The following is a 21,360-nucleotide window of genomic DNA, read 5'->3' on the forward strand; positions in this document are numbered from 1 at the left end:
CGCGAGGCTCAGCGTTCGACGTTCCGAGCCACGGATCAGCCGTGGGCATCCGGCCGTTCCCGTTCAGTTCGCGTCCGGCGCGGCGATGACCTTTCCGTCCTTGTCGAGTGTGTGGGTACGCCAGTACACGTCCCACTTGTCGTCGACCTGCTGCGGCACCTTGCCCGCGGGGTACCGTGCGTAGCCGTCCGACGGCTCCTCCCTGTCCGAGAAGCAGGCGGACCCGGTGCCGCCCACCGACAGGGCGGGGTACTCGCCGTTGCCGCAGATGTTCTCCTGGTATCCGAAGCCGGCGCATCCGGTGAGGACCGCGGCTGCGGCCGTGCCCGCGAGGGCAGCGGCGGCGGCGACGCGCATCCTTCCGGCGCGGAAGGGGGTTGCGGATCGGTTCGTGCGCGGCATGTTCACGGTGATCTCCCGTCACTCGGTATGCCCCCACCTTCGCCCTCGAGGACCTGCCGTGCCTTGAGTACCCGTACTCAGAAGAGCTCGGTGTCATGCTCAACACGCCCTGGCGGCCGGGCTCTTCGCTCCGGAGTCGCGGACTGGTGCGCTCTCACCGGGCTCCCGCTGGAGTCATCCGCACCGCTCATCACGGTGGAGGACGACAAGCTCCGATGCTTCTGTGGACCCCCACTGCCCGAATACAGCCACATCGCCCTGGCACTCCGACGGAGAGAACAGGGCTGAGCCCACCGGCGGCCTCGTCGGCTGCCGGTGGGCGTGCGGTGTTCCGGCGGCTCCTAGACCTCGGACGCGGTGTGAGGCGTACCGGTTCTGCGGACGTGCAGAACGCTGCCGTCCAGGGGCAGGGGTCCTGGCCTACAAGGGTGAGGCCCGCGTCGGCGAACAACTGGGCATAGTGGTCCGCGCGACGTTCGCGGCCGCCCACGTTGCACATCATGTGCAGGTCCCAGGCCGTGGCGAGCGAGGCCGAGCCGTCGGTGGGCAGGACGCGTTCGACGACGAGCAGATCGGCGGTGTCGGGCATCGCGCGGGCGCAGTGGCGCAGGATGTCGAGGCAGCGGTCGTCGTCCCAGTCGTGCAGGACGCGGGACAGGACGTAGACGTCGCCGCCCGCGGGGACGTCCGCGAAGTCGCCCGAGCGGAAGGTGCATCGCGCCGCGTGGCCGGCCTCGCCGAGGAGGCGGCGGGCGGTCTCGACGGTGTGCGGGCGCTCCAGCAGAGCGCCGTGCAGGTGGGGGTGCGCGGAAAGGATTCGGCCGAGGAGTTCGCCGTTGCCGCCGGCGATGTCGACGACGGTGGCCCCGTCGGGAGCCTCGGCGAGGACGGGGTGGGCGGGCAGCGGGTCGAACATCCGTGAACCGGCGGCCATCGACCGGTCGAAGAGTTCGGCGAGTTCGGGATCGCGGGCAAAGTGGTCGAAGTGGTTCTCGCCGAACCGCTCTTCGAAGGCGACCTGTCCGGTGCGCACGGTGTGCCCGAGCCCGGCGAAGGACTCGTAGAACGGTCCTCCGTACATCAGCGCCAGCGGCCGCATCGAACCGTCGGCGTCCGCGCGCAGCAGTCTGCCGGTGGCCGTGAGCCGGAATCCGTCCCGGCTCTCGGCCACCACGCCGAGCATCGTGAGGTAGCGCAGCAGGGTGGTCAGGTTCGGCGCGTGGACTCCGACGGCGTGCGCGAGTTCCGCCACTCCGACGGCCCGCTCCTCGTGCAGCGCGTCGGCCACCTCCAGTTGTGCGAACGCGGCGAGGGCCTGGGTCGTCCACGCCCCGGTCAGCAGGCGCAGCAGGGCCTCGGCGGGCTGCTGCCTGCGGTGTTCGTCGAGGTGGGCGGCGAGGATGTCCCGGTGGTCGCCGGGGACGTACAGCTCCACGCGGCGGTAGCCGGCCTTGGCCTCGGCGGGCGCGGTGAAGTAGAACACCGTGCCGTTCTCGTGCGGGTTGTAGCCGCCGCCTCCGGGGGTGGCGCCGTAGCGCCCGAAGGTCGCGCACAGGCCGCGCAGGACCAGCGGGTCCGGTGCTTCGACCTCGAAGGCGACATGTGCCTCGTGCTGCTGTTCCCGCTCGTGCGCGGCGACGGTTTCGAGGTCGGAACCCGGCGGCACGGTCAGTGCGAACACCTCGACCATGCGCCGCGCCCCGTCCCGGCAGTCCACCGCCGGTCGCAGAATGCCGACGTCGAGGTGGGCCGCGGACCGCTCGTGCCGTGCGGCCAGGCGTTCGCGGACGACGACGCTGGGCCGCGGTGGCGTGTCGGCGACGAGCCCGCATTCGGCGAGGAGGGCGTCCAGGGCTGCTCCGTCGGGCGGAAAGACGAGGAGTGCGGCGTGCGCGAACGCGCAGCGCTCGGCCAGGGTCCGCAGCTCCGGGCCGTCGAGCCCGGGGAGCAGGAGTGGGAGCAGGGTGGCGGTGTCCTGTTCCTTGACGAAATCGACCGTCGCGCGCAGGCGGGACGTGTCGCCCGACAGTGCCGTGATCATTGCGGGGGATCCTCATTCCGGGGTTCGGTTGTGTGCGTACGGATGGACGCGGGTGCGAGCTCGAGGGCGGCGGGCCAAGGCGTGTCCGCGGTGTGTGCCAGGCGTCGCCGGGCAGGCGGGACTGCGCGGACACGGCCTTGCGGACACGGTCTAGACGCCGACGTAGTGCTCGGCGAACCAGTCCTGATGGCTGCGCGAGGTGCGCAGCGAGGTGAGGCGGGAGCGGCGCAGGGAGTTGTGGAACCCGGACTCGCCGTCCGTGCCGGAGGGGCCGTGCAGCAGGCCGATCATCCAGTGGGAGAACTCCTGGGCACGCCAGATGTGCGTCAGACACCGCGCCGAGTAGGAGTCGAGGCCCGCGGAGTTCCCGGTCGTGAGGTCGTCGACCAGGGCGGGTGCCAGGATCGCCGCTTCGAGGACGGCGAGGTTGGCGCCCTTCGCCGCGGAGGGACTGATCAGACCGGCGGCGTCGCCCACGAGGAACAGGGCGCCGTGGCGCAGCGGTTCGAGCACGTCGGACTCCAGGTCGACGACGGCCCGTTGCACGAGGGGCCCGCGGCGCAGCGGGCCGTACTCCGTTGCCCGCATCCGCAGTTCCAGTTCGTGCCAGATCTGTTCCTCGGACCAGGCGTCGGCCGGGATCCCGCGCTCCCACTGGAGGTAGTAGCGGGTGATCTCGCTGGTGCGGGCCATGTGCCCGGCGAACCCCTGCGCGTGCACGGCGTATCCGACCGCGTCCAGGCTGGGCGGTGCCTCGGCGAGCAGACCGAGCCAGGTCACTCCGTGATCGCGATGGTGGCGAACCGTTCCGGCCGGCAGTGAGCGCCGGGCCGCGCCGTGTCGTCCGTCGCAGCCTGCCACGTACCGCGCCCGCCAGAGGCCGGGCCGCTCGTCCGCCTCGCGCACGGCCACCTCGGGCCGTTCACTGTCGGCGCCGCGCACGGTCACGGCCTCGGTGCCGAAGCGGATCTGTCCGCCGCGTTCCAGGAACCGCGTCAACAGGTCGGTCACCAGGTCCTGTTGGGGGTAGACGGTGTGGCGCTCGCCCTGTCCGAGCCCGCTGTAGTCCAGGCGGAAGCGGCCGTCCTCGGTGCGGAACTCGCAGGTGCTGTGGGTCTGTCCGTGTCGGTGCAGTCCTTCGGCGAGACCGTGCCGTTCCAGGATCCGCACCGTGTTGGCGGCGAGGAATCCGGCGCGGGCACGTGTCTGCACGTGGGCGCGCTCGGCCCGTTCCAGGATGACGCAGTCGATTCCCCGGTCCACGAGGATGTTGCCGAGCACGAGCCCGGCCGGACCGGCCCCGAGGACGAGCACATCGGTCGCGCAGTCGTCCGGCTGCCGACAACTCTTTCCGTCTGTCACGGAAAGAAATACTAAGGAGCCCAAAATCCTTGATCACACCGAAATCACCTGAATGCCCGTACGAAGAGAAGAGAGATCATCGGTCCTCGGCGACCTGGATGATCGTCCTGCCGGAGACACGTCGATCGGGGACGAAGGCGGCGGCGGCCTCGGTGAGGGGGCGTACGGCGGCAACCCGGGCGTCGAGGCGTCCGTCGCTGATCCGCTGGACGAGGTGCGTGAGAGACGCACGGTCGGGTTCGACGACGAAGAACAGTGCTCGCCCGTCCTTGGGTCGAACGGTGGGTGGCCGGGCGATCGTGACGAGCGTGCCGCCGGGGCGCACGAGTGCTGCCGAGCGGTCGAGGACGTCACCGCCGATCACGTCGAACACCACGTCGACCTCCCCGGCGTCCTCCAGCCGGTCGTTCTGCAGGTCGAGGAACGCGTGGGCGCCGAGGCCCAGAACCGTCTCCCGGTCGGCCGCCCGGCCGGTTCCGATCACCCGGGATCCGACCTCCCCGGCGAGCTGCACCACCATCGAACCGACGGCCCCCGCGGCGCCGTGAACGAGGATGGTCTGTCCCGCCCTGATCTGCGCGTGGTCGAAGAGGCCCTGCCAGGCGGTCAGGCCCGAGACCGGCAGCGCGGCCGCCACGGTGTGGCCGACGTCCGCGGGCAGCGGGGCGAGATTGCGGGCCTCCACGGCGACGTACTCGGCGAGCGAGCCGTCGCGCGTCCAGTCGGTCAGTCCGAAGACCCGCTGGCCGACCGTGAGCCCGGTCGTTCCGTAACCGAGTTCCGCCACGACCCCCGAGACCTCGTGGCCGGGCACGCTCGGCGCACGGTCGTGGCCCGCACGGTCGGTCCACGTCGCGGGCCAGTCGAGTTCCCCCCGGGTGAACCCCGCCGCGTGGACCCGCACGATGACGTCGTTCTCCGCCGCGTGGGGGTGGGGGATGTCCGTCAGGGTCAGCCCCTCGACGCCGGCGTCGCGGTTCCCGGCGGTGATGGCTCGCATGTCATGACCTCCTTCGTTCGCGTCAGCTCGGCCACGGCGCGTCGGTGATGCGCTCGACCATGCTGGTACGTCGGAATCCCGGGATGAAGTGTTCGAGCACGTCCGCGTTGACGGTCCCGTACGTGGTGTCCGGGCGGTCCCTCAGACCGTCGACGAATTCCTGCAGGAAATCTCTTTTGAATTCTCCGCGCGGATGGGCGGCGACGATGTCGTCGGCCTGAGCGTCGTCCAGTTCCGCCAGGCCCCATCCGACGGCGTCGGTCAGTACACCGTAGTTCGTGGCCGCGATCTCCGCCCCCAGACGACCGGGAATCCCCGGCGTCGTGTGCAGCGCGATCGCCATCCAGGCCACCTCGGCAGCGCTCGGCGGGAATCCGTGGTCGAGCAGGAACGCGCGGGCGTGGTCGGCGCCGTCGAGCTCGAAGCGCTGTTCCTTGGCGGAGTACGGGGACAGCAGTCCGGCGTCGTGGAACAGGGCGGAGACGTACAGCAGCTCGGGATCAGGCCGGAGGCCGAGCCTGCGCGCGTGCAGGGAACCGAAGAGGAAGACGCGGCGGGAGTGGTGGTAGATGAGCGGGTTCGTCGTCTCCCGAATGAATTCGGTGGCGGCCGCGACGGCCGACGTCTGAGGAATTTCCACTCCGGAAATGGTCTCGGTCATGAATGTTCGTGTCTTTCTGTGTGATGCGCCAAGGCACTCCGTTTCGGTCCCGCGGTGCGGTCACTCCGGCCAGGCGGAGTTCTCGATGACGTCGACGAAGTCGGTCCGCCGGAATCCCGGGACGAAGTGCTGGAGCACGTCCGCGTTCACCGTGCCGAACGTGGTGTCGGGGCGGTGCCTGAAGCCGTCCGTGAACGCTTCGAGGATCTGCCGCTTGAAGTCCGGCCTCGGATGGGCAGCCGTGACCGCCTCGATCTGCGCTCGCGTGATGTTGGCCAGGCGCAGGCCCAGTACGTCGGTCTCGACGCCCGCGGTGGTCGCCGCGATCTCGGGCGCCATCTTGTAGGGCACCTCTGGCGTGGTGTGCAGGGCGACGGCCGTCCAGACGGTGGACGCGTCGCTCTCGGACAGACCGTGCGCCAGCAGGAACGCGCGTGCCTGGTCGGCGCCGTCCATCTCGAAGCGCTGATCGTCGCTGCGGTAGGGCGGCACCAGGCCCGTGTCGTGGAACAGTGCGGCCACGTACAGCAGTTCAGGGTCGGGGCTGAGCCCCAGCGCGGCCGCCTGGAGGCTGCCGAAGAGGTAGACCCGGCGGGAGTGGTGGAAGATCAGGGCCGGTGTCGTGTCCCGGATGAGGTCCGTGGCGTCCCGTGCGAGCTTGCTGTCGGGGATCGCAATGTCGGCGATGTACTCGGTCATGGCTGCCTTCCCTGGGCGGGGTGGGGGTCCTGTCCCCAGCTTCCGCCGCGCGGGGCCGTCGCGTCCGCGACGGGATGGCCGACATGCCCTCGAAAACGGTCATGACTCCGCCGGTCGGCTCATCTGCCGGTGCCGGCACGTGACGTCGGGGTGGTGGTGGCGAAGCGCTGCTGGTACTGAGTCGGGGAGAGCCCGAGATGTCGCGCGAAGGCGCGTCGCAGGCTCTCGTAGCTGGGGAAGCCCGAGAGCGAGGCCGCCTCCGTCGCGTTGTGTCCGGCGTCGAGCAGGGCCTTCGCCCGGTCGAACCTGATCAGTTCCACGTACTTCATGGGGGTGGTGTCGAGTTCGGCGCGGAACATGCGGGTCAGGTGCCGTGGGCTCACCCGGACGCGCGCCGCCAGAGCGTCCAGGCCGTGGTCCGCCGTCGGATCGGCCTGGACGGCGTCCTGGATCATCCGCAGCACGGGAGTCCGGGGTGCCGGGCCCTGGAGCGAGGCGGAGAACTGGGACTGCCCGCCGGCCCGCTGCATGTACACCACCAGCGAACGCGCGATCTTCCGCGACAGGTCCGGTCCATGGTCCTGCTCCACCAGGGCGAGGGCGAGGTCGATGCCGGCGGTGACACCGGCGGAGGTGTAGGTGCCGCCGTCCCTGACGAAGATCGCGTCCGGCTCCACCCGCGTCAACGGGCAGCTACGAGCCAGCGCTGCCGTGTGCTGCCAGTGCGTGGTCGCCCGCTTGCCCTCCAGCAGTCCCGCGGCTCCCAGGACGAACGCCCCGGTGCAGACCGACGCGACGCGCTCGGCCCCCGCCGCCAGGGCCTTGGCCGTGGCGGCCAGCTCAGGGTCCACCGGCCCGGCCGGCAGCAGGTCGCCTCCCACCACCAGCAGGGTGTCGAAGGGGTCCGCGGCCGCGGCCTCCACGTCGACGGGCACGCTCATGCCGATGGAGGACCGCACCGGCGCTCCCCCTACGGCGACGATGCTCAGCCGGTACTCGGCGCCGTACCGGTTGGCCTCGCTGAAGACCTCCGCGGGCCCGGACAGGTCCAGCATCTTCATGCCGTCGAACACCAGGACGCCCACACTGTGCGCTCGGGATGCCATCGCTCCTCGTTCCCTTCGCCACGCCGCTCCCCCGCCGTACTGGTCACGTCTACCAGGTAAGGAGCCCGAAGCGTGCTTCCGAACGGGAGGGTGGACCCGCCGGGCTTGCGCCCGGAACCGCACGACCGGGGCCTTCGGACCGGGTTCTCCGGTGGCGGTTCACCGCCGGTCGGCGCGGCCTTGGCCGCGGCCCGCCGGACCGTCCTCCGTCACACCCGGCCGACGGTGCCCTGCTCGTCCAGCGCGTCCTGCCCGTCCACCGCGTCCTCCCGATCGGGGGCGGACGGATCCGACGCGGCCCCGGTTGCGGGAGAGGACTTGCGCAGGCCGCCCACCAGGCGCGCCACGGGCTCCGTGTAGCGGGCGGTGAGCGGGCCGAGGATCACCAGGATCAGCACGTACGCCGTGGCCAGCGGTCCCAGCGAGGGTTCGATCCCGGCGGTGACCGCGAGCCCGGCGATCACGATGGAGAACTCGCCGCGCGCGACGAGCGTGCCGCCCGCGCGCCATCGCCCCTTGACCGAGACTCCGGCTCGCCTCGCGGCCCAGTAGCCGGTGGCGATCTTCGTCGCCGCGGTGACGGCCGCGAGGGCGAGCGCGGGCAGGAACACCGGTGGAATGCTCGACGGGTCGGTGTGCAGACCGAAGAACACGAAGAACACCGCGGCGAACAGGTCGCGCAGCGGAGCCAGCAGGTTGTGCGCGCCCTCCGCCACCTCGCCGGACAGGGCGATGCCGACCAGGAAGGCTCCGACGGCCGCCGACACCTGGAGCTCCTGCGCGAGCCCGGCGACCAGCAGTGTCAGGCCCAGGACCACCAGGAGGAGTTTCTCCGGATCGTCGCTGGAGACGAAGCGTGAGATGTGCCGGCCGTAGCGCACCGCGACCAGCAGCACGAGCCCGGCCACGCCCAGCGCGATCGCCAGCGTGACGCTGCCGGCCGCCAGGGTCGTTCCGGCCAGCAGCGCGGTGACGATCGGCAGATAGACGGCCATGGACAGGTCTTCCAGGACCAGGATGCTGAGGATCACCGGTGTCTCCCGGTTGCCCAGCCGTCCCAGGTCACCGAGGACCTTGGCGATGACTCCGGAGGAGGAGATCCAGGTGACGCCGGCCAGGACCACGGCCGCCACGGGGCCCCAGCCCAGCAGCAGGGCCATCGCGGCCCCGGGCAGGGCGTTGAGCGCCGCGTCGGCCAGCCCTGCCGCGTACTGGGTCTTGAGGTTGGACACCAGGTCGCTGGCCGTGTACTCCAGGCCCAGCATGAGGAGCAGCAGGATCACGCCGATCTCGGCGCCGATCGCCACGAACTCCTCACTGGTGCCGAGCGGGAGGATGCCGCCCTGACCGAAGGCCAGCCCGGCCAGCAGATACAGGGGGATGGGCGAGAACTGGAAGCGACCGGCGAACCGGCCCAGCAGTCCGAGGCCGAGGATGATGGCCCCGAACTCGATCAGGAAGGTGGCGGAGGAGTGCATCGCGCCTCACTCCCGTCCGAGGATCGCGGTGGCAGCCTCCACGCCCTCGCGCGTGCCGATCACGATCAACGTGTCCCCGCCGGCCAGCCGGAAGTCCGGCCCGGGCGACGGGATCGCCTCCGCCCGGCGCAGTACCGCCACGATCGACACTCCCGTGTCCGTGCGCATGCGCGTCTCACCGAGCAACCGCCCGTTCCAGTACGAGGTGGCGGGTAGTTCGCTCCTTTCCGCCACCAGCCCCAGTTCGGTCGTCGACAGCAGACTCGGACTGTGATGCGCGGGCATCAACGCGCCGATGAGCACCTCCGCCTCTCCGGAGGACAGCCGCACCGACAGAGCGCAGGCATCCGGGTCGTCCTGGCGGTACGCGCTCAACGTCCGCGAACCGTCCCGGTGCGCGACGACCGACAGGCGGCGCTGCTCTCGTGTGCTCAGGTCGTAGCGGACCCCGATCCCCGGCAACGGCGTACTGCTCATGCGTGCAGCCCCCACAGCTGCCCTCCCGTCCGTCTGTCTCATTTGACTGTTCCTTTACGAACCACTGGGTGTCACCATACCCAGCACCGGGGCCGACCCCCGCGGCCCCCCGGGAACGCCGGTGGAACAATTCGTCCTCGGGGTCCACCCACAGCAGCAGTCGAATCCACCGGCGTTGCCCGCCCCTTGACGCCGGCGCGGACCGGAAGGAGACGTGACCCATTGATCGAGTGGGTTTCCCTCAGCAACGGCAGCCGGCCCGTGCCCCGGCCGGTGTCCACGTCGCTGGTGTGGGCAACGGCCTTCGTGGGCGCGCTGGTTCTGGTGGTCCTCCTCAACACCACCGTGGGACCGGACCGACCAGGCCTCGCCCTCACGGCGTTGTCCCTGTTCGCCGTCGTCCTCGGCCTCCCCGCCAGCTTCACCGCGGCTCCCGGAACGGCCGTGCTGTGCTGGCTGTTCCTCAATGGCTTCGCCGTGCCGCCCGCCGGCACCCTCAGCTGGATCGGGCACCGCGACACCTTCTGGCTCGCCTGCCTGCTGTCCGCCGCCCTCATCGGGACGACCCTGGCCCGCCTCGCCCATGCCCGGGCCGCCTACCGCGCACTCCCCGCCGTCACCGCCGCGGCGACGGAACTCGACGACGAGCCGCGCATCCCCTGAGCGCCTGCCGCGGCCGAACCCGTCGGCCGGTGCTCGGCATCGCGGTCACGGCGCCGGGCCGGATGCCGGGCGCCGCGACCCCTCAGGACGGATCAGGCCGGTACGGTGCCCGCGCCGCCGAAGTGACGGGCGAAGAACCGGACCGCGCTGTCCGCCTCGAACCGGGGCAACTCCTTGTGCCTGCCGGAGTTCACATGGAGCGACTTCTCCTTCGAGGCGAAGGCGTCGAACAGCGCGAGTCCCTCCTCGCGCGTGATGTGCTCGTCGTCCAACTGCAGGTCGAACTCGATCGGGACGGTGATCCGCTTCGCCGTCTCGGCCAGGACGTCGGGCCAGTGCTGGCCGAGGACGGCTGCCGTGATCCTGGGTTCGATCGCCACGAGCGGTACGCCGATCGCGGTGCCCATGTTGATGCCCCAGAAACCGACCGGGCCGTCGGTGCCGATCTCCGGGAGTTCCTGGAGGGCGTCCAGGGTCGCCCGGTACTCGGGTACGGCGATGCGCGCCAGGTGTTCGTTGTAGCGCACGACGATCGGGCCTTCCGGCTCGCCGGCCGCCCGCGCCCGGAACAACTCGGCGATCTCCGCCTCGTCGTGTGCCGTGCGCGGCCGGTCGCCGTGACCCGGCGCGTCGAGGACGGCGGCGTGGAAACCGTAGCCGGACACGAGACGTCGAGCGCGGCCGGACATCGCCGGGTGCTTCTTGTGGTTGCCGCCGCCGTGAGCCATGAGGATCAGGGGCGCGCGCTCGGCGGCGCCGGCCGGCGACCAGAGGACTCCGGGGACGTCGCCCACGGTGAAGTCGCGCTCGAGCACGCCGTTCGACGACGACTCGGCGGTGAACTGCGGAGGATGCATGCGTGGTGCCTTTCGGGAGGGCCTTGCTGTCGAGGCGCTCCCGGCGACACCTGTGTCAATCGCCCGACCGTGACGAGAGGGGGAGCACCCACGTGGATACAGCGTTCATGGGTCTCACCTCCTCGGGACGGTGCCGCGGTCGACGGAAAGGTAACAGCCCGACAGCGCCCGCGCCCCCTCCTTTTCCGCCGCATGGTCACAGCTCCATGAGCAGCCCCGACACCGCGGCCGGTGTTCCGCAGTGGCATCCCGCTGCCGGCCGGGATGTCCAGCGTCGCCGGGTGGCTCCCAACGGTGGCTGGCCGACGACCTGTTGGAGTGCACCTCCGACGCCTACCGGACCCGGCCGCCGCGCCGAACGGTGGTTCACAGCGGCACATGGGCGGCTATCTGGGGCAGCTCAAGCGGGTGGACGGGGGGTGGACCGGCTGTGGGACGCCTGCGCGGCCTCGATCTGACCGACTCGATCGTCCTCGCCTGGACCGCGGACCACGGCTCGCCCGTCCGTACCCGTAACGACGAGTACAAGTGCTCCACCCACGACGCGTCCGTGCGTGTCCCGCTCACGCCGGCCGGGACGGGATTCAGCTTACGGGCGGGACCGAGCTGTACGACCCGTGGGCCGACCCCCATCAGCCGGACAACCTCGCCGGCCTCGCGTCCCACCGCAAGACCGTCGATGATCTGGGCGAGGCCCTGGTCCGCTGGACGGTCCGCGTCGGCGAAACCCCTCCCGAGATCGAACCCGCTCCGGTTCGCGATTCCGGCGGCCGGCACGTGGACGGAGGTCCGGCAACTCCATTGGGACGGGCTTCCGTTCGGTCACGGAGAGACCACCGGGGACCCTGTCGAGTGACCGCGCGCGGTGACGGTCCAGAGGGCCGCCGTGCGCAGGTCACCCGCCTGTTCGCGCACTGGCGACCCACTCCCACGTTGATACGATGAGCGTGGCATCTGACTATCCGCTCGACGTCCGAGCGGTCCGCAGCAGGCACCGTCGGAGTATTCATGGCATCCCACCAGTCGCCGGCCCACCGCTCCCCCGCCAAGCGTCGCGTCAAGCTCGCGACCTCGCTGGCCCTGGCGCTGGCGCTGGCAGGAGCGGCAGGCGTCCAGATCTCGCAGGCCGCGATCATCGACCCGTCGGGGAAGGGCCCCAAGTTCGCGGCGAACACCTGCGCCGACACGACGTTCAGGGCGATGACGGCTCCTCAGCGGGTCGGCCAGCTCTTCATGGGATCGGTCACGCCGTCCGCTCCTGACAGCAAGCGGATCGCTCTCATGCAGCAGTACCACGTCGGCTCGGTGTTCCTGGCCGGCCGGAGCACGGCCGGGACGAAGGCGACCAAGGCCGTCGTCGACCCTCTGCAGGCCAAGGCGGACACCGCCGCAGGGCATCGTGTGGGGCTCCTGGTCTCGACCGACCAGGAGGGCGGTCAGGTGCAGGTGCTGTCCGGCCCCGGGTTCTCGACCATCCCGAGCGCCCTCACCCAGGGAACGTGGACCACGTCGAAACTGCGCAGCGAGGCGGCGGTCTGGGCCAAGGAACTCAAGGCGGCCGGTGTGAACCTGAACCTCGCGCCCGTCGCGGACGTGGTACCCGCGAGTCTGGGCAGGGACAACGCGCCGATCGGCCGGTTCGACCGCGAGTTCGGCCACACCGCCGCCACGGTGGCCCCGCACAGCGACGCGTTCCTCGAGGGTTCCACCCAGTCCGGGGTTCTGCCCACGCTGAAGCACTTCCCGGGGCTCGGCTACGTGCGGGGCAACACCGACACCACGGCCGGCGTCGTGGACGGCGTGACGACGAGGACCAGCGCGAGCGTCACGACGTTCGACTCCGGGATCAAGGCCGGGGCGCCGTTCGTCATGATCTCCTCGGCCACCTACAGCAAGATCGACGCGAAGAACCGCGCGGCGTTCTCCTCGACGGTGATCCAGGGGATGCTCCGCAAGGACCTGGGCTTCAAGGGCGTGGTCATCTCCGACGACCTCGGGAACGCGGTGGCGGTGAAGTCCGTGTCTCCGGGTGACCGGGCGGTCAAGTTCCTGTCGGCCGGCGGCGACGTGGTCCTCACGGTCGAACCGAACCTGATCCCCGCCATGACCAAGGCCGTGCAGAGTCGCATGGCACAGAGCACGACGTTCCGCGACCAGGTGGACCAGAGCGTGCATCGCGTCCTGAACGCCAAGCAGAAGGCGGGCCTGCTGTCCTGCGACTGACCCCGCGCGCCTGTGGTGCGACGCGTCGTGCGAGCGCGCGGCGACGGCCACTCCGTATCGGAACGGTCGTGGACAGGGTCGGGGACAGCGGGTGACACCGGGGATCGCGTGCCGGAGTCGGGGGTGGGCGGGCGTGTTCCGGTCCGACGGGCCGTTGATCATGAGACGGGGAGGGCCGGCGTGACGTCGCTGCGGTTCCGTGTGGGGGGTGCCGACGACGCCGGGAAGGTGGCGTCGCTGCACGCCGACAGCTGGCGCAGGCACTATCGCGGGGCCTACGCCGACGCGTTCCTGGACGGGGATGTCGTCGCCGACCGTCGTGCCGTGTGGTCGTCGCGGTTCGCCGCACCGGGCGACCACCTGACGGTCGTCGCCGAGCACGACGCCGAACTCGCGGGATTCGTGCACGTCGTGTTCGACGCCGACGAGCGCTGGGGCAGCCTCGTCGACAACCTGCACGTCGTCCACGGCCGTCAGCGCGCCGGGACGGGCACCGCGCTGCTCACCCGGGCCGCGGAGGCCGTCGCCGAACGGGCCACGGGCCCGTCGATGTACCTCTGGGTGCTGGAGCAGAGCACCGCCGCCCGGCAGTTCTACCGGACCCTCGGCGGCACCTGCGTCGAGAAGGCGCCGGTGCCGCCTCCCGGCGGTGTTCCGGCCCGGCTCCACGGCGCCCCCGACATGCTCCGCGTCGCCTGGGCCGGCACCTCCTTTCCGGCGCGCCGCACCGGTCGCTGACCGTCACGGCGGACAGCCTCAGGACGTCCGTCGGCTGTCTCGGCCCGGGCCTCCGTCCCCGTCCCCGCCGGCGACGACGTGTTCAGTCACCGCGGTGGGTGATGTGACCGCCCACGGTGGTGAGGCGGACCGGCGCGTCGGCGGTCTCGTCCGCGGGAGCGCAGGCGGGATCCACGCCGAGGGCCGTGAGGTCGGCCCGCAGACCCGGTGCGATCCGACCGGCGTCCTCACCGGCCGCGCGTGCCGCGTGCGAGGTGCAGCCTTCGAGGGCCATCAGCCCGGTGAGTCCCTTCCGGGCACCCGCGGCGCCCTCGGGTGCCTGCGCCATGGACAGGACCCGGCGGACGTCGTAGTGCGCGATCGGCCAGTCCGAACCGAGCGCGACCACCGCGCCGGCGTCCCGCAGGTCGCGGATGCGCCACGCGCGGGACGCGCGGTCGGAGCCGAGGCGCCTGGACCACTCGTCCGCGTGGTCGCCGCGGGTGTACGCGGTGTGCGGCGGCTGCATCGACGCGGCGACGCCGAGGGCCGCGAAGCGCGGGATCGTGTCGTCGGGCACCGTCTCGATGTGCTCGATCCGGTGCCTGCCCGCACCGTCCGCTCCGAGGGACTCGACCGTGTCCAGGACGTGCCGTACGGCCGCGTCGCCGATGGCGTGGGTGGCGGTTCCGACACCGGCCTCGTGCAGCCGTCGCACGGCGTCGGAGTAGGCCCGGAGGTCGGGCCAGAAGGCGTCCGTGCCCTGTCCGTGGCAGTCGGCGTGCTCCAGCCAGGCGGTACCGCCCTCGACGGTGCCGTCCATGAAGAACTTGACCCCTCCGACCCGCCAGTGGCGTCCGGCCTCGCTCTGGAGGGCGATCAGCTCGTCCAGACCTTGCTGGTCCGTGCCCGGCATGCACCAGGGCGCGAGGCGCAGGCGCAGGGGCAGTACCGCCTCCTCCTCCACCGATGCGAGCAGCCGCGGTACGTCGCCGTGCCCCAGGTCCATGACATGCGCGCCGGTCAGTCCGGTGGCCGCCATCTGGGACAGGAGCGCGAGCAGTCCGGTACGGCGCTCGCCGAAGGAGGGCCTGGGGACGGCGTCGAGCATCAGGTCCATGGCCGCGTGCTCGACGAGGTGACCGGTGGGACGGCCGTCGGCGTCGCAGACGATCTCCGCGCGCTGGGCGAACGTGCGCGGTCCGGTGATTCCGGCGGCCGTCAGCGCGGTCGCGCTGGCGAGGGCGGAGTGTCCGTCGTAGAAGCGGACGAAGGCGGGGGCGCCGCACAGCTCGTCCTCCACGAGGGCGCGGTCGATCCGCCGGCCCGCGAACACGTTGTGGTCGAGTCCCCAGGCGACGACCCAGCCGTCGGCCCGGGGGGCGTCGCGCAGCGCCGCCCGGAGTTCGTCGAGCGTGCGGACGCCCGACAGGTCGGTGCCGGTCGCCATCTCCAGCCCCCACACCGGGTGGCTGTGCGCGTCGACCAGGCCGGGGACGAGGGTGGCTCCGGTGAGGTCGACGCGCTCCGTTCCCGGACCGCTCCACGCGCGGACGACGTCCTCGGTGTCGCCGACGGCCGCGATCAGACCGTCCCGGACGGCCACGGCCGTCGCCTCCGGTAGGGCGGGGTCGAGGGTGCGGACGTGGGCGCCGGTGAGCAGCAGGTCGGCTTCGGACACGAGGGGGCTCCGTTCGGGGGTGTCGGCGGTGGGGGAAGGCGAGGCACCGGGTCAGGCCGGTACGGCTCCGGCGTGCTCGGCGTCCGGGTCGTCGGCCGGTTCCGCCGCGAAGCGGTCGAAGACGTCGGGCCTGGTGCGCCGCAGTCGCCGGGCGAGCGCCAGGCCGAGGACGAAGACCACGGGGGCGACGGCCGCGAGGATCGCGTTGACCAGCGAGGACGCTCCGGTGAACAGGTCGAGGTGGGTACAGACGAGCACGATCGCCACGCCGAGCAGCACGGTGGCCACGGCCGGGGCGACGACCGTGCGCAGGACGCCCTCCTGGTGGGTGATGCGGCGGAAGTAGAAGGGAACGGCGATCGCGGCCAGGAGCTGGAGCAGCATGAGGCCGACCATTCCGGGTGTGTTGACCCACAGCAGCAGCTGGGCGTAGGGGTCGGCACCCGCGGCCCAGAAGGCGAGGACGACGACCGCGCCCAGCACCGTCTGCGCGAGGCCGGCGACGTACGGCGAGCGGTGCCGGGCGTGGACGCGGCCGAAGGCCTTGGGCACCACGCCTTCCTCGGCGAGCGCGAGACCGTAGCGGTTGATCGCGTTGTGGAAGGCCAGCAGCGACGCGAGGACGCTGGTGACGATCAGGATGTGCATCAGGTCGGCCGCCCAGCCCCCGACGAAGGTGCTGATGGCCGAGAAGAACAGTCCGGCCGGGTCGCTGCCCGCGGCGGCCACGACTCCGGCGTCGCCGAACGCCTGGATCACGGTCCAGACGATGAACGCGTAGAACAGCCCGAGGAAGGCGACCGCGATGTACGTCGCGCGGCGCACGGTGCGCCCGGGGTCGCGGGCCTCGCGGCGGTAGATGACGGTCGACTCGAACCCGGTGAAGGCGGCGAACGCGAAGGCGAGTACGGCGGCGGTGCCGGGGACGAACACGTTGTGCGGGGCGAAGGAGGCCATGGACAGGCCGTGCGCGCCGCCCTTGAGCAGGACGCCGCCCGCCAGCAGGACGAGGATGCCGGTCTCGGCGCAGAGCAGGACGCCGAGGAGTCTGGCTCCGAAGTCGATGGACCGGAAGCCGCCGTACCAGATGAGCACGAGCCCGGCGAGGGAGACCGGCAGCCAGGGGATGTCGACACCGAACAGGGCGTGGAGGGTGTCCTGCGTGGACGTGCCGAGGAGCCCGTAGACGCCGATCTCCATGCCGTTGTAGCCGACCATGGCGAGCAGGGCGGCGCCGATGCCCACGGAGCGGCCGAGACCTCGGGTGATGAAGGCGTAGAACGCCCCGGCGCTGCGGACGTGGCGGCTCATCGTGGTGAAACCGACGGCGAAGACGGCCAGCGTCACGCCGGCGACGAGATAGCCCACCGGTGCGCCGATGCCGCCCAGCGCGATGGCGAACGGGGCGACGCCCGCCATGACGGTGAGCGGGGCGGCGGCGGACACGACGAAGAAGGCGATGTCGGCGGTACCCAGGGTTCCGGCGCGCAGGGTGGGTGCGGCGCCGACGCTGCGGTCGGTGTGGGACTGCGTCTGCGATGGGGGTGCGGGCATGCGGAAGGAAGCCCTTCTGGCGGCGGGGAGACGGGGTCCCGCGGACATCGGTCCCGGGCCCGGAAGCTAAATCTAAAGGCTTTCGGTTTCGGCAATGTAGCCTCCCTCTGGGCATTCGGGAAGACCACATTTTCGGGAGAGCGCGATGGGACGGCCGAGCAAGCCACTGCTGGACAGGGAGCGGATCACCACGACCGCGCTCGAACTCGTCGACGCGGAGGGCGACTTCAGCGTTCCGAAGATCGCCGGGCGGCTCGGCGTCCAGACGGGATCGGTGTACCACCACGTGGACGGCCGGGACGGCATCGTGGAACTGCTGCGCGAGCGGGTGGCCGTCGCGATCGACCCGGCTCCGCTGACGGCCGGCGCGCAGCCGTGGGACCGGCGGATGGCGGACTGGGCTCGTTCCTACCGCGCGGCCTTCGCCGCTCACCCCAAGGCGATTCCCCTGCTGACCACATCGCCCGTCCGGGCGCCGCGCGTCCTGGAGCAGTACGACCTGGCGGCCGGTCTCCTGCTGGAAGCCGGCTTCTCCTTGCCGGACGTGATGCCCGTGATCATCGGTCTGGAGAACGTCGTGCTGGGGTCGGCCCTGGACATGGCCGCGCCGGAGATGATGTGGGAGCTGACCGACGAAACGGCGACACCGCACCTGGCCGCGGCCCTGGCGGCGATGGGCAAGGGCCGCGCCGACGCGGCCTTCGAACTGGCCCTGACCGGTTTCCTGAGCCACGCCCGCTCCCTGCTCCTGCCGTGAGGCCCTGACGCCGTCGAGGCACTGACCCGGGTCCCCGTCCGCGGCGGCGCCGGCACAGGTGCCGGCGCTGTCCGGCGAACCGCCGCGCCGGGTCCGTACCCTGGCAGCATGCGCATGCGCCCCACACTGAGCTGGACCCCCACCGAGGACCTGCCGCCCGGCACCACGGATCTGCGGCCGGTGACCGACGCCCTGAGCACCGGTGGGGTGCTGGTGCTCAGCGGGGCCGGCATCTCCACGGAGTCCGGCATCCCGGACTACCGGGGCGAGCACGGGAGCCTGAGCCGGCACACGCCGATGACCTACCAGGAATTCGCCGGGAGCGACCGGGCCCGGCGACGGTACTGGGCGCGCAGTCACCTCGGCTGGCGCACCTTCGGCCGGGCCCGCCCCAACGACGGACACCGTGCCGTAGCCGCGTTCGGACGGCACGGACTGCTCTCAGGGCTGATCACCCAGAACGTCGACGGTCTGCACCAGGCCGCCGGCAGCGAGGGCGTCGTGGAACTCCACGGGGGCCTGGACAGAGTCGTGTGCCTCTCCTGTCACGACGTGAGCGAGCGCCGTGAACTCGCCCGACGGCTGGAGGAGGCCAATCCGGGCTTCGAGCCGCCGTCCGCCATGATCAACCCGGACGGTGACGCCGACCTCACGGACGAGCAGGTCGGCGACTTCCACGTCGTGCCCTGCACGGTCTGCGGCGGGATCCTCAAACCCGACGTCGTGTTCTTCGGCGAGTCCGTGCCCCCGGCGCGCGTCGAAGACTGCCGTCGGCTGGTCCGCGAGGCGACCTCCCTGCTGGTGCTGGGCTCCTCGCTGACGGTGATGTCCGGCCTGCGATTCGTGCGCCAGGCCGCCCAGGAAGGGAAACCGGTCCTGATCATCAACCGGGACCCGACCCGGGGCGATCCGCACGCCCTCACCCGCGTCGCCCTCCCCCTCGGAACAACCCTGACCACAGCGGCCGCACGACTGGAGATCGCACTCGACGGGACAGCCGCCTGAACGAGGCCTGAGCGAGCCGGACCCCTTCAGCCCCTGACGCGTCCCGCTGGTCCGCCGGGCCGGCGCGGCAGCCCCGGCCGGTACCGCCGGCAGACGCCAGGCCCACGGCCCACGGATGTCCCGGCTCCACCGTCACCCGTCCGGGTCGGTACCGGACGGCGCGCGTGCGGCACGCGGATCGGTCGGCCCGCGGCCGTGTAGAGAGGAACGTGCACGGGCCCTCGACGCGGTCGGCGCACACCAGGCTCGGGCTCCGGCGGGGTCGTTCGCCGCGTCGGCCACCCGCGTCACCGAACGTCCGCCGAGTGATGGAGACCGAACACGCCCATGAAGACGGTCCATTGGCTCTTCGGCGACCAGTTGGGTCCCCACTTTCTCACTCCAGGAGAGGGCGGCCCCGACCGCGACGCGTCGGTGCTGATCATCGAGGCGCGCTCGGTCTTCCGGCGTCGGCGTTTCCACCGCGCGAAGGCCCACCTGATCCTGTCGGCGATGCGGCACCGGGCGGCCGAACTGGGCGACAGGGCCCGCTACATCCGCGCCGACACCTACCGCGAGGGGCTCCGCGAAGTGATCGGCGGCGTCGGGGGCCGCGGCACGGTGACGGTGCATCATCCGACCTCGCACGCGGCCCTGCGGCTGGTGCGGTCGCTCGATGCCGTCACCGTCCTGCCGGCCCGCGGATTCCTGGTGCCCCATGAGGACTTCGGCACCTGGGCGGACGGCCTCGGTGGCCGGCGACTGCGGCAGGAGGACTTCTACCGGTGGGTTCGGCGGGGACACGACCTGCTGATGGACGGGGACGACCCGGCCGGCGGACGCTGGAACCACGACCACGACAACCGCGAACCTCCTCCCCGGAACGCTCCCACCCTCGACGCGCCGGCGCCCTACCGGCCGCGGGAGGACGCCATCGACGAGGAGGTCCGGCACGACCTGGACCGGTGGGAGAGCAGCGGGGAGGTGCGTTTCGTCGGACGGGACGGCCCCCGCCGGTTCCCCGCCTCGCGACGTGAGGCGCTGGCGGCGCTGAGGCGATTCGTGGAGCACCGCCTCACCGGCTTCGGCGCGTACGAGGACGCGATGCTGGCGGCGGATCCGGTGATGAGCCACAGCCTGCTGTCGTCGTCGCTGAACCTCGGTCTGCTGGATCCGGCCGAGTGCGTCGAGGCCGCGGAGGACGCCTGGCGGTCCGGACGGGCGCCGATCAACAGCGTGGAGGGATTCGTCCGGCAGATCGCCGGCTGGCGTGAGTACGTCTGGCAGCTCTACTGGCACTTCGGTGACGACTACCGGGACAGCAACGCGCTGCGGCACCACACCCCGCTCCCCGACTGGTTCCTCGACCTCGACGCCGACGCCGTGACCGCACGCTGTCTGGCGACGACCCTCGCCCAGGTCCGCGACACCGGCTGGACCCACCACATCCCGCGGCTGATGCTGCTCGGCAGTTACGCCCTCCAGCGCGGCTGGGATCCGCGGGCGGTCACGGACTGGTTCCACCGCTGCTTCGTCGACGGCTACGACTGGGTCATGCTGCCCAACGTCGTCGGGATGTCCCAGTACGCCGACGGCGGGCGGATGACCACCAAGCCCTACACCTCCGGCGGCGCGTACGTGCACCGCATGAGCGACCTGTGCACGGGGTGCGCCTACCGTCCGACGGAACGCGTGGGGGAACGCGCCTGTCCGTTCACCACCGGATACTGGGCCTTTCTGCACCGGCATCGGCAACGGCTGTCCGGCAACAACCGGATGAGCCAGGCGGTCCGCGGGCTCGACCGGCTCGGCGACCTGGACGCACTGCTGCGGCAGGCGCGGGACAGCGGCGATGCCGTGCCCTGACCGGCGTGGGTGGGGACGTGATCCGCGTAGGGTCGCGGTATGGCCGACGAACAGGTGCAGGGCACGAGAAGAGGGCCGGGCCGGCCTCGCCAGGAGCACGTCACCCGGGCCGTCCTCGACGCCGTCGTCGACCTGGTGGCGGCGGAGGGCATGAGCGCCCTCACGATGGATGCCGTGGCGACGCGTGCCGGGGTGAGCAAGCCGGCCATGTACCGGCGCTGGCCCACGAAGCAGGATCTGCTCATCGCGGCCACGGAGTCGCGCATCGGATCGCTGAACGTGCCCGACATGGGGGATTTCCGGGCCGAGTTGCGTGCCGTGCTGACGGCGCGGACGGAGGCGTACCGACAGCCGGGGATCGCCCGCTTGGTGGCCGGGGTGATCGGGTCGGCCGCCGAGAAGGGCGCCGAACCCAGCGCCTATCGCGCCTACACGGCCCGCGTCACCAGCGAGACGCGTCATCTGCTGGAGCGCGGTGTCGCCCGCGGTGATGTGCGGGCCGATGTGGACGTGGCGGCCGCCACGACACTGGTCGCGTCGTCGCTGGTCTTCCGGATGATCGGCGAACTGCGGCTGCCGGACGGGGCCTTCGTCGAGTCGGTGGTGGAACTGATCGGCCGGGCGGTCTGCGTCCGGCCGTGAGGTCCGCCCTCACACCTGCCTGAGCACCTCCGATTGCGGGCCGGGAGGCAGTACGGCCAGGCGAGGCGGGCGCCGGTGCGCCCGTGCCGGGAGGCGGTACGCCCGTGCCGGGACCCGGGCCGCCGCTGCGCGTGCCGGCGACGACGATCCACGCACCCCTGACCGTCCGCCCCGCCGCGCGCTCCCCCCG

General features: G+C 71.6%; 19 protein-coding genes. 7 read left to right on the top strand and 12 right to left on the bottom strand.

The features are described 5' to 3' along the window. Positions 1–63 precede the first annotated feature (63 nt). The 9 genes from B0675_RS27825 to B0675_RS27865 all read right to left on the bottom strand — a co-directional run bounded on the left by B0675_RS27825 (position 64) and on the right by B0675_RS27865 (position 9,226). Positions 64–402, bottom strand: a complete 339-nt coding sequence (locus tag B0675_RS27825; protein ID WP_241540031.1) for a hypothetical protein — start codon at positions 400–402, stop codon at positions 64–66. Between the two features lie 190 nt (positions 403–592). Further along, on the bottom strand, positions 593–2,443 hold the full coding sequence (locus B0675_RS27830; protein ID WP_241540032.1) for a methyltransferase: 1,851 nt from the start codon (positions 2,441–2,443) through the stop codon (positions 593–595). Between the two features lie 150 nt (positions 2,444–2,593). Then, entirely contained in the window at positions 2,594–3,757 is a 1,164-nt protein-coding gene (locus B0675_RS27835) for a 4-hydroxybenzoate 3-monooxygenase (protein WP_081222352.1), read from the bottom strand. Positions 3,758–3,881: 124 nt separating this feature from the next. Further along, complete coding sequence (locus tag B0675_RS27840; protein ID WP_081222353.1) at positions 3,882–4,805, bottom strand: NADP-dependent oxidoreductase; 924 nt, start codon at positions 4,803–4,805, stop codon at positions 3,882–3,884. 22 nt (positions 4,806–4,827) lie between these two features. Next, a complete protein-coding gene (locus B0675_RS27845) occupies positions 4,828–5,466 on the bottom strand; it encodes an HD domain-containing protein (RefSeq protein ID WP_081222354.1) in 639 nt (212 codons plus the stop codon). Between the two features lie 60 nt (positions 5,467–5,526). Next, entirely contained in the window at positions 5,527–6,165 is a 639-nt protein-coding gene (locus tag B0675_RS27850; protein WP_081222355.1) for an HD domain-containing protein, read from the bottom strand. 119 nt (positions 6,166–6,284) lie between these two features. Further along, complete coding sequence (locus B0675_RS27855; RefSeq protein ID WP_081222356.1) at positions 6,285–7,271, bottom strand: GlxA family transcriptional regulator; 987 nt, start codon at positions 7,269–7,271, stop codon at positions 6,285–6,287. A 209-nt stretch (positions 7,272–7,480) separates the two neighbouring features. Beyond that, complete coding sequence (locus tag B0675_RS27860; RefSeq protein ID WP_081222357.1) at positions 7,481–8,749, bottom strand: cation:proton antiporter; 1,269 nt, start codon at positions 8,747–8,749, stop codon at positions 7,481–7,483. 6 nt (positions 8,750–8,755) lie between these two features. After that, positions 8,756–9,226, bottom strand: a complete 471-nt coding sequence (locus B0675_RS27865; RefSeq protein WP_081223928.1) for a TrkA C-terminal domain-containing protein — start codon at positions 9,224–9,226, stop codon at positions 8,756–8,758. Between the two features lie 222 nt (positions 9,227–9,448). Here B0675_RS27865 and B0675_RS27870 point away from each other — a divergent pair, with 222 nt between their 5' ends. Continuing rightward, a complete protein-coding gene (locus B0675_RS27870) occupies positions 9,449–9,889 on the top strand; it encodes a hypothetical protein (protein WP_081222358.1) in 441 nt (146 codons plus the stop codon). Positions 9,890–9,981: 92 nt separating this feature from the next. On the opposite strand, the gene B0675_RS27875 is transcribed toward B0675_RS27870, so the two are convergent. Further along, entirely contained in the window at positions 9,982–10,746 is a 765-nt protein-coding gene (locus B0675_RS27875) for an alpha/beta hydrolase (RefSeq protein WP_081222359.1), read from the bottom strand. 1,008 nt (positions 10,747–11,754) lie between these two features. On the opposite strand from B0675_RS27875, the gene B0675_RS27885 reads away from it, so the two are divergent. Together B0675_RS27885 and B0675_RS27890 are read left to right on the top strand one after the other, a co-directional pair. After that, complete coding sequence (locus B0675_RS27885; RefSeq protein WP_081222361.1) at positions 11,755–12,969, top strand: glycoside hydrolase family 3 N-terminal domain-containing protein; 1,215 nt, start codon at positions 11,755–11,757, stop codon at positions 12,967–12,969. A 180-nt stretch (positions 12,970–13,149) separates the two neighbouring features. After that, positions 13,150–13,707, top strand: a complete 558-nt coding sequence (locus B0675_RS27890; protein ID WP_081222362.1) for a GNAT family N-acetyltransferase — start codon at positions 13,150–13,152, stop codon at positions 13,705–13,707. A gap of 82 nt (positions 13,708–13,789) precedes the next feature. Here the strand turns inward: B0675_RS27890 and B0675_RS27895 are convergent, their stop codons facing one another. Together B0675_RS27895 and B0675_RS27900 are read right to left on the bottom strand one after the other, a co-directional pair. Continuing rightward, the gene (locus B0675_RS27895; protein WP_081222363.1) at positions 13,790–15,367 is read right to left on the bottom strand and encodes an amidohydrolase; all 1,578 of its coding nucleotides are present in this window, start codon (positions 15,365–15,367) and stop codon (positions 13,790–13,792) included. 51 nt (positions 15,368–15,418) lie between these two features. Beyond that, positions 15,419–16,921, bottom strand: a complete 1,503-nt coding sequence (locus tag B0675_RS27900; protein ID WP_081222364.1) for an APC family permease — start codon at positions 16,919–16,921, stop codon at positions 15,419–15,421. A 145-nt stretch (positions 16,922–17,066) separates the two neighbouring features. On the opposite strand from B0675_RS27900, the gene B0675_RS27905 reads away from it, so the two are divergent. The 4 genes from B0675_RS27905 (at position 17,067) to B0675_RS27920 (ending at position 21,170) form a co-directional block, all read left to right on the top strand. Further along, entirely contained in the window at positions 17,067–17,678 is a 612-nt protein-coding gene (locus B0675_RS27905; protein ID WP_081222365.1) for a TetR/AcrR family transcriptional regulator C-terminal domain-containing protein, read from the top strand. A 108-nt stretch (positions 17,679–17,786) separates the two neighbouring features. Then, positions 17,787–18,683 carry an NAD-dependent protein deacetylase gene (locus B0675_RS27910; RefSeq protein ID WP_081222366.1) on the top strand — a complete coding sequence of 299 codons (897 nt, stop codon included), beginning with the start codon at positions 17,787–17,789 and terminating at the stop codon, positions 18,681–18,683. Positions 18,684–19,010: 327 nt separating this feature from the next. Next, complete coding sequence (locus B0675_RS27915) at positions 19,011–20,528, top strand: cryptochrome/photolyase family protein (protein WP_081222367.1); 1,518 nt, start codon at positions 19,011–19,013, stop codon at positions 20,526–20,528. 39 nt (positions 20,529–20,567) lie between these two features. Continuing rightward, the gene (locus tag B0675_RS27920; RefSeq protein ID WP_081222368.1) at positions 20,568–21,170 is read left to right on the top strand and encodes a TetR/AcrR family transcriptional regulator; all 603 of its coding nucleotides are present in this window, start codon (positions 20,568–20,570) and stop codon (positions 21,168–21,170) included. Positions 21,171–21,360 lie beyond the last annotated feature (190 nt).

The sequence above is a fragment of the Streptomyces sp. M41(2017) genome (assembly GCF_002078175.1).
GTDB lineage: Bacteria > Actinomycetota > Actinomycetes > Streptomycetales > Streptomycetaceae > Streptomyces.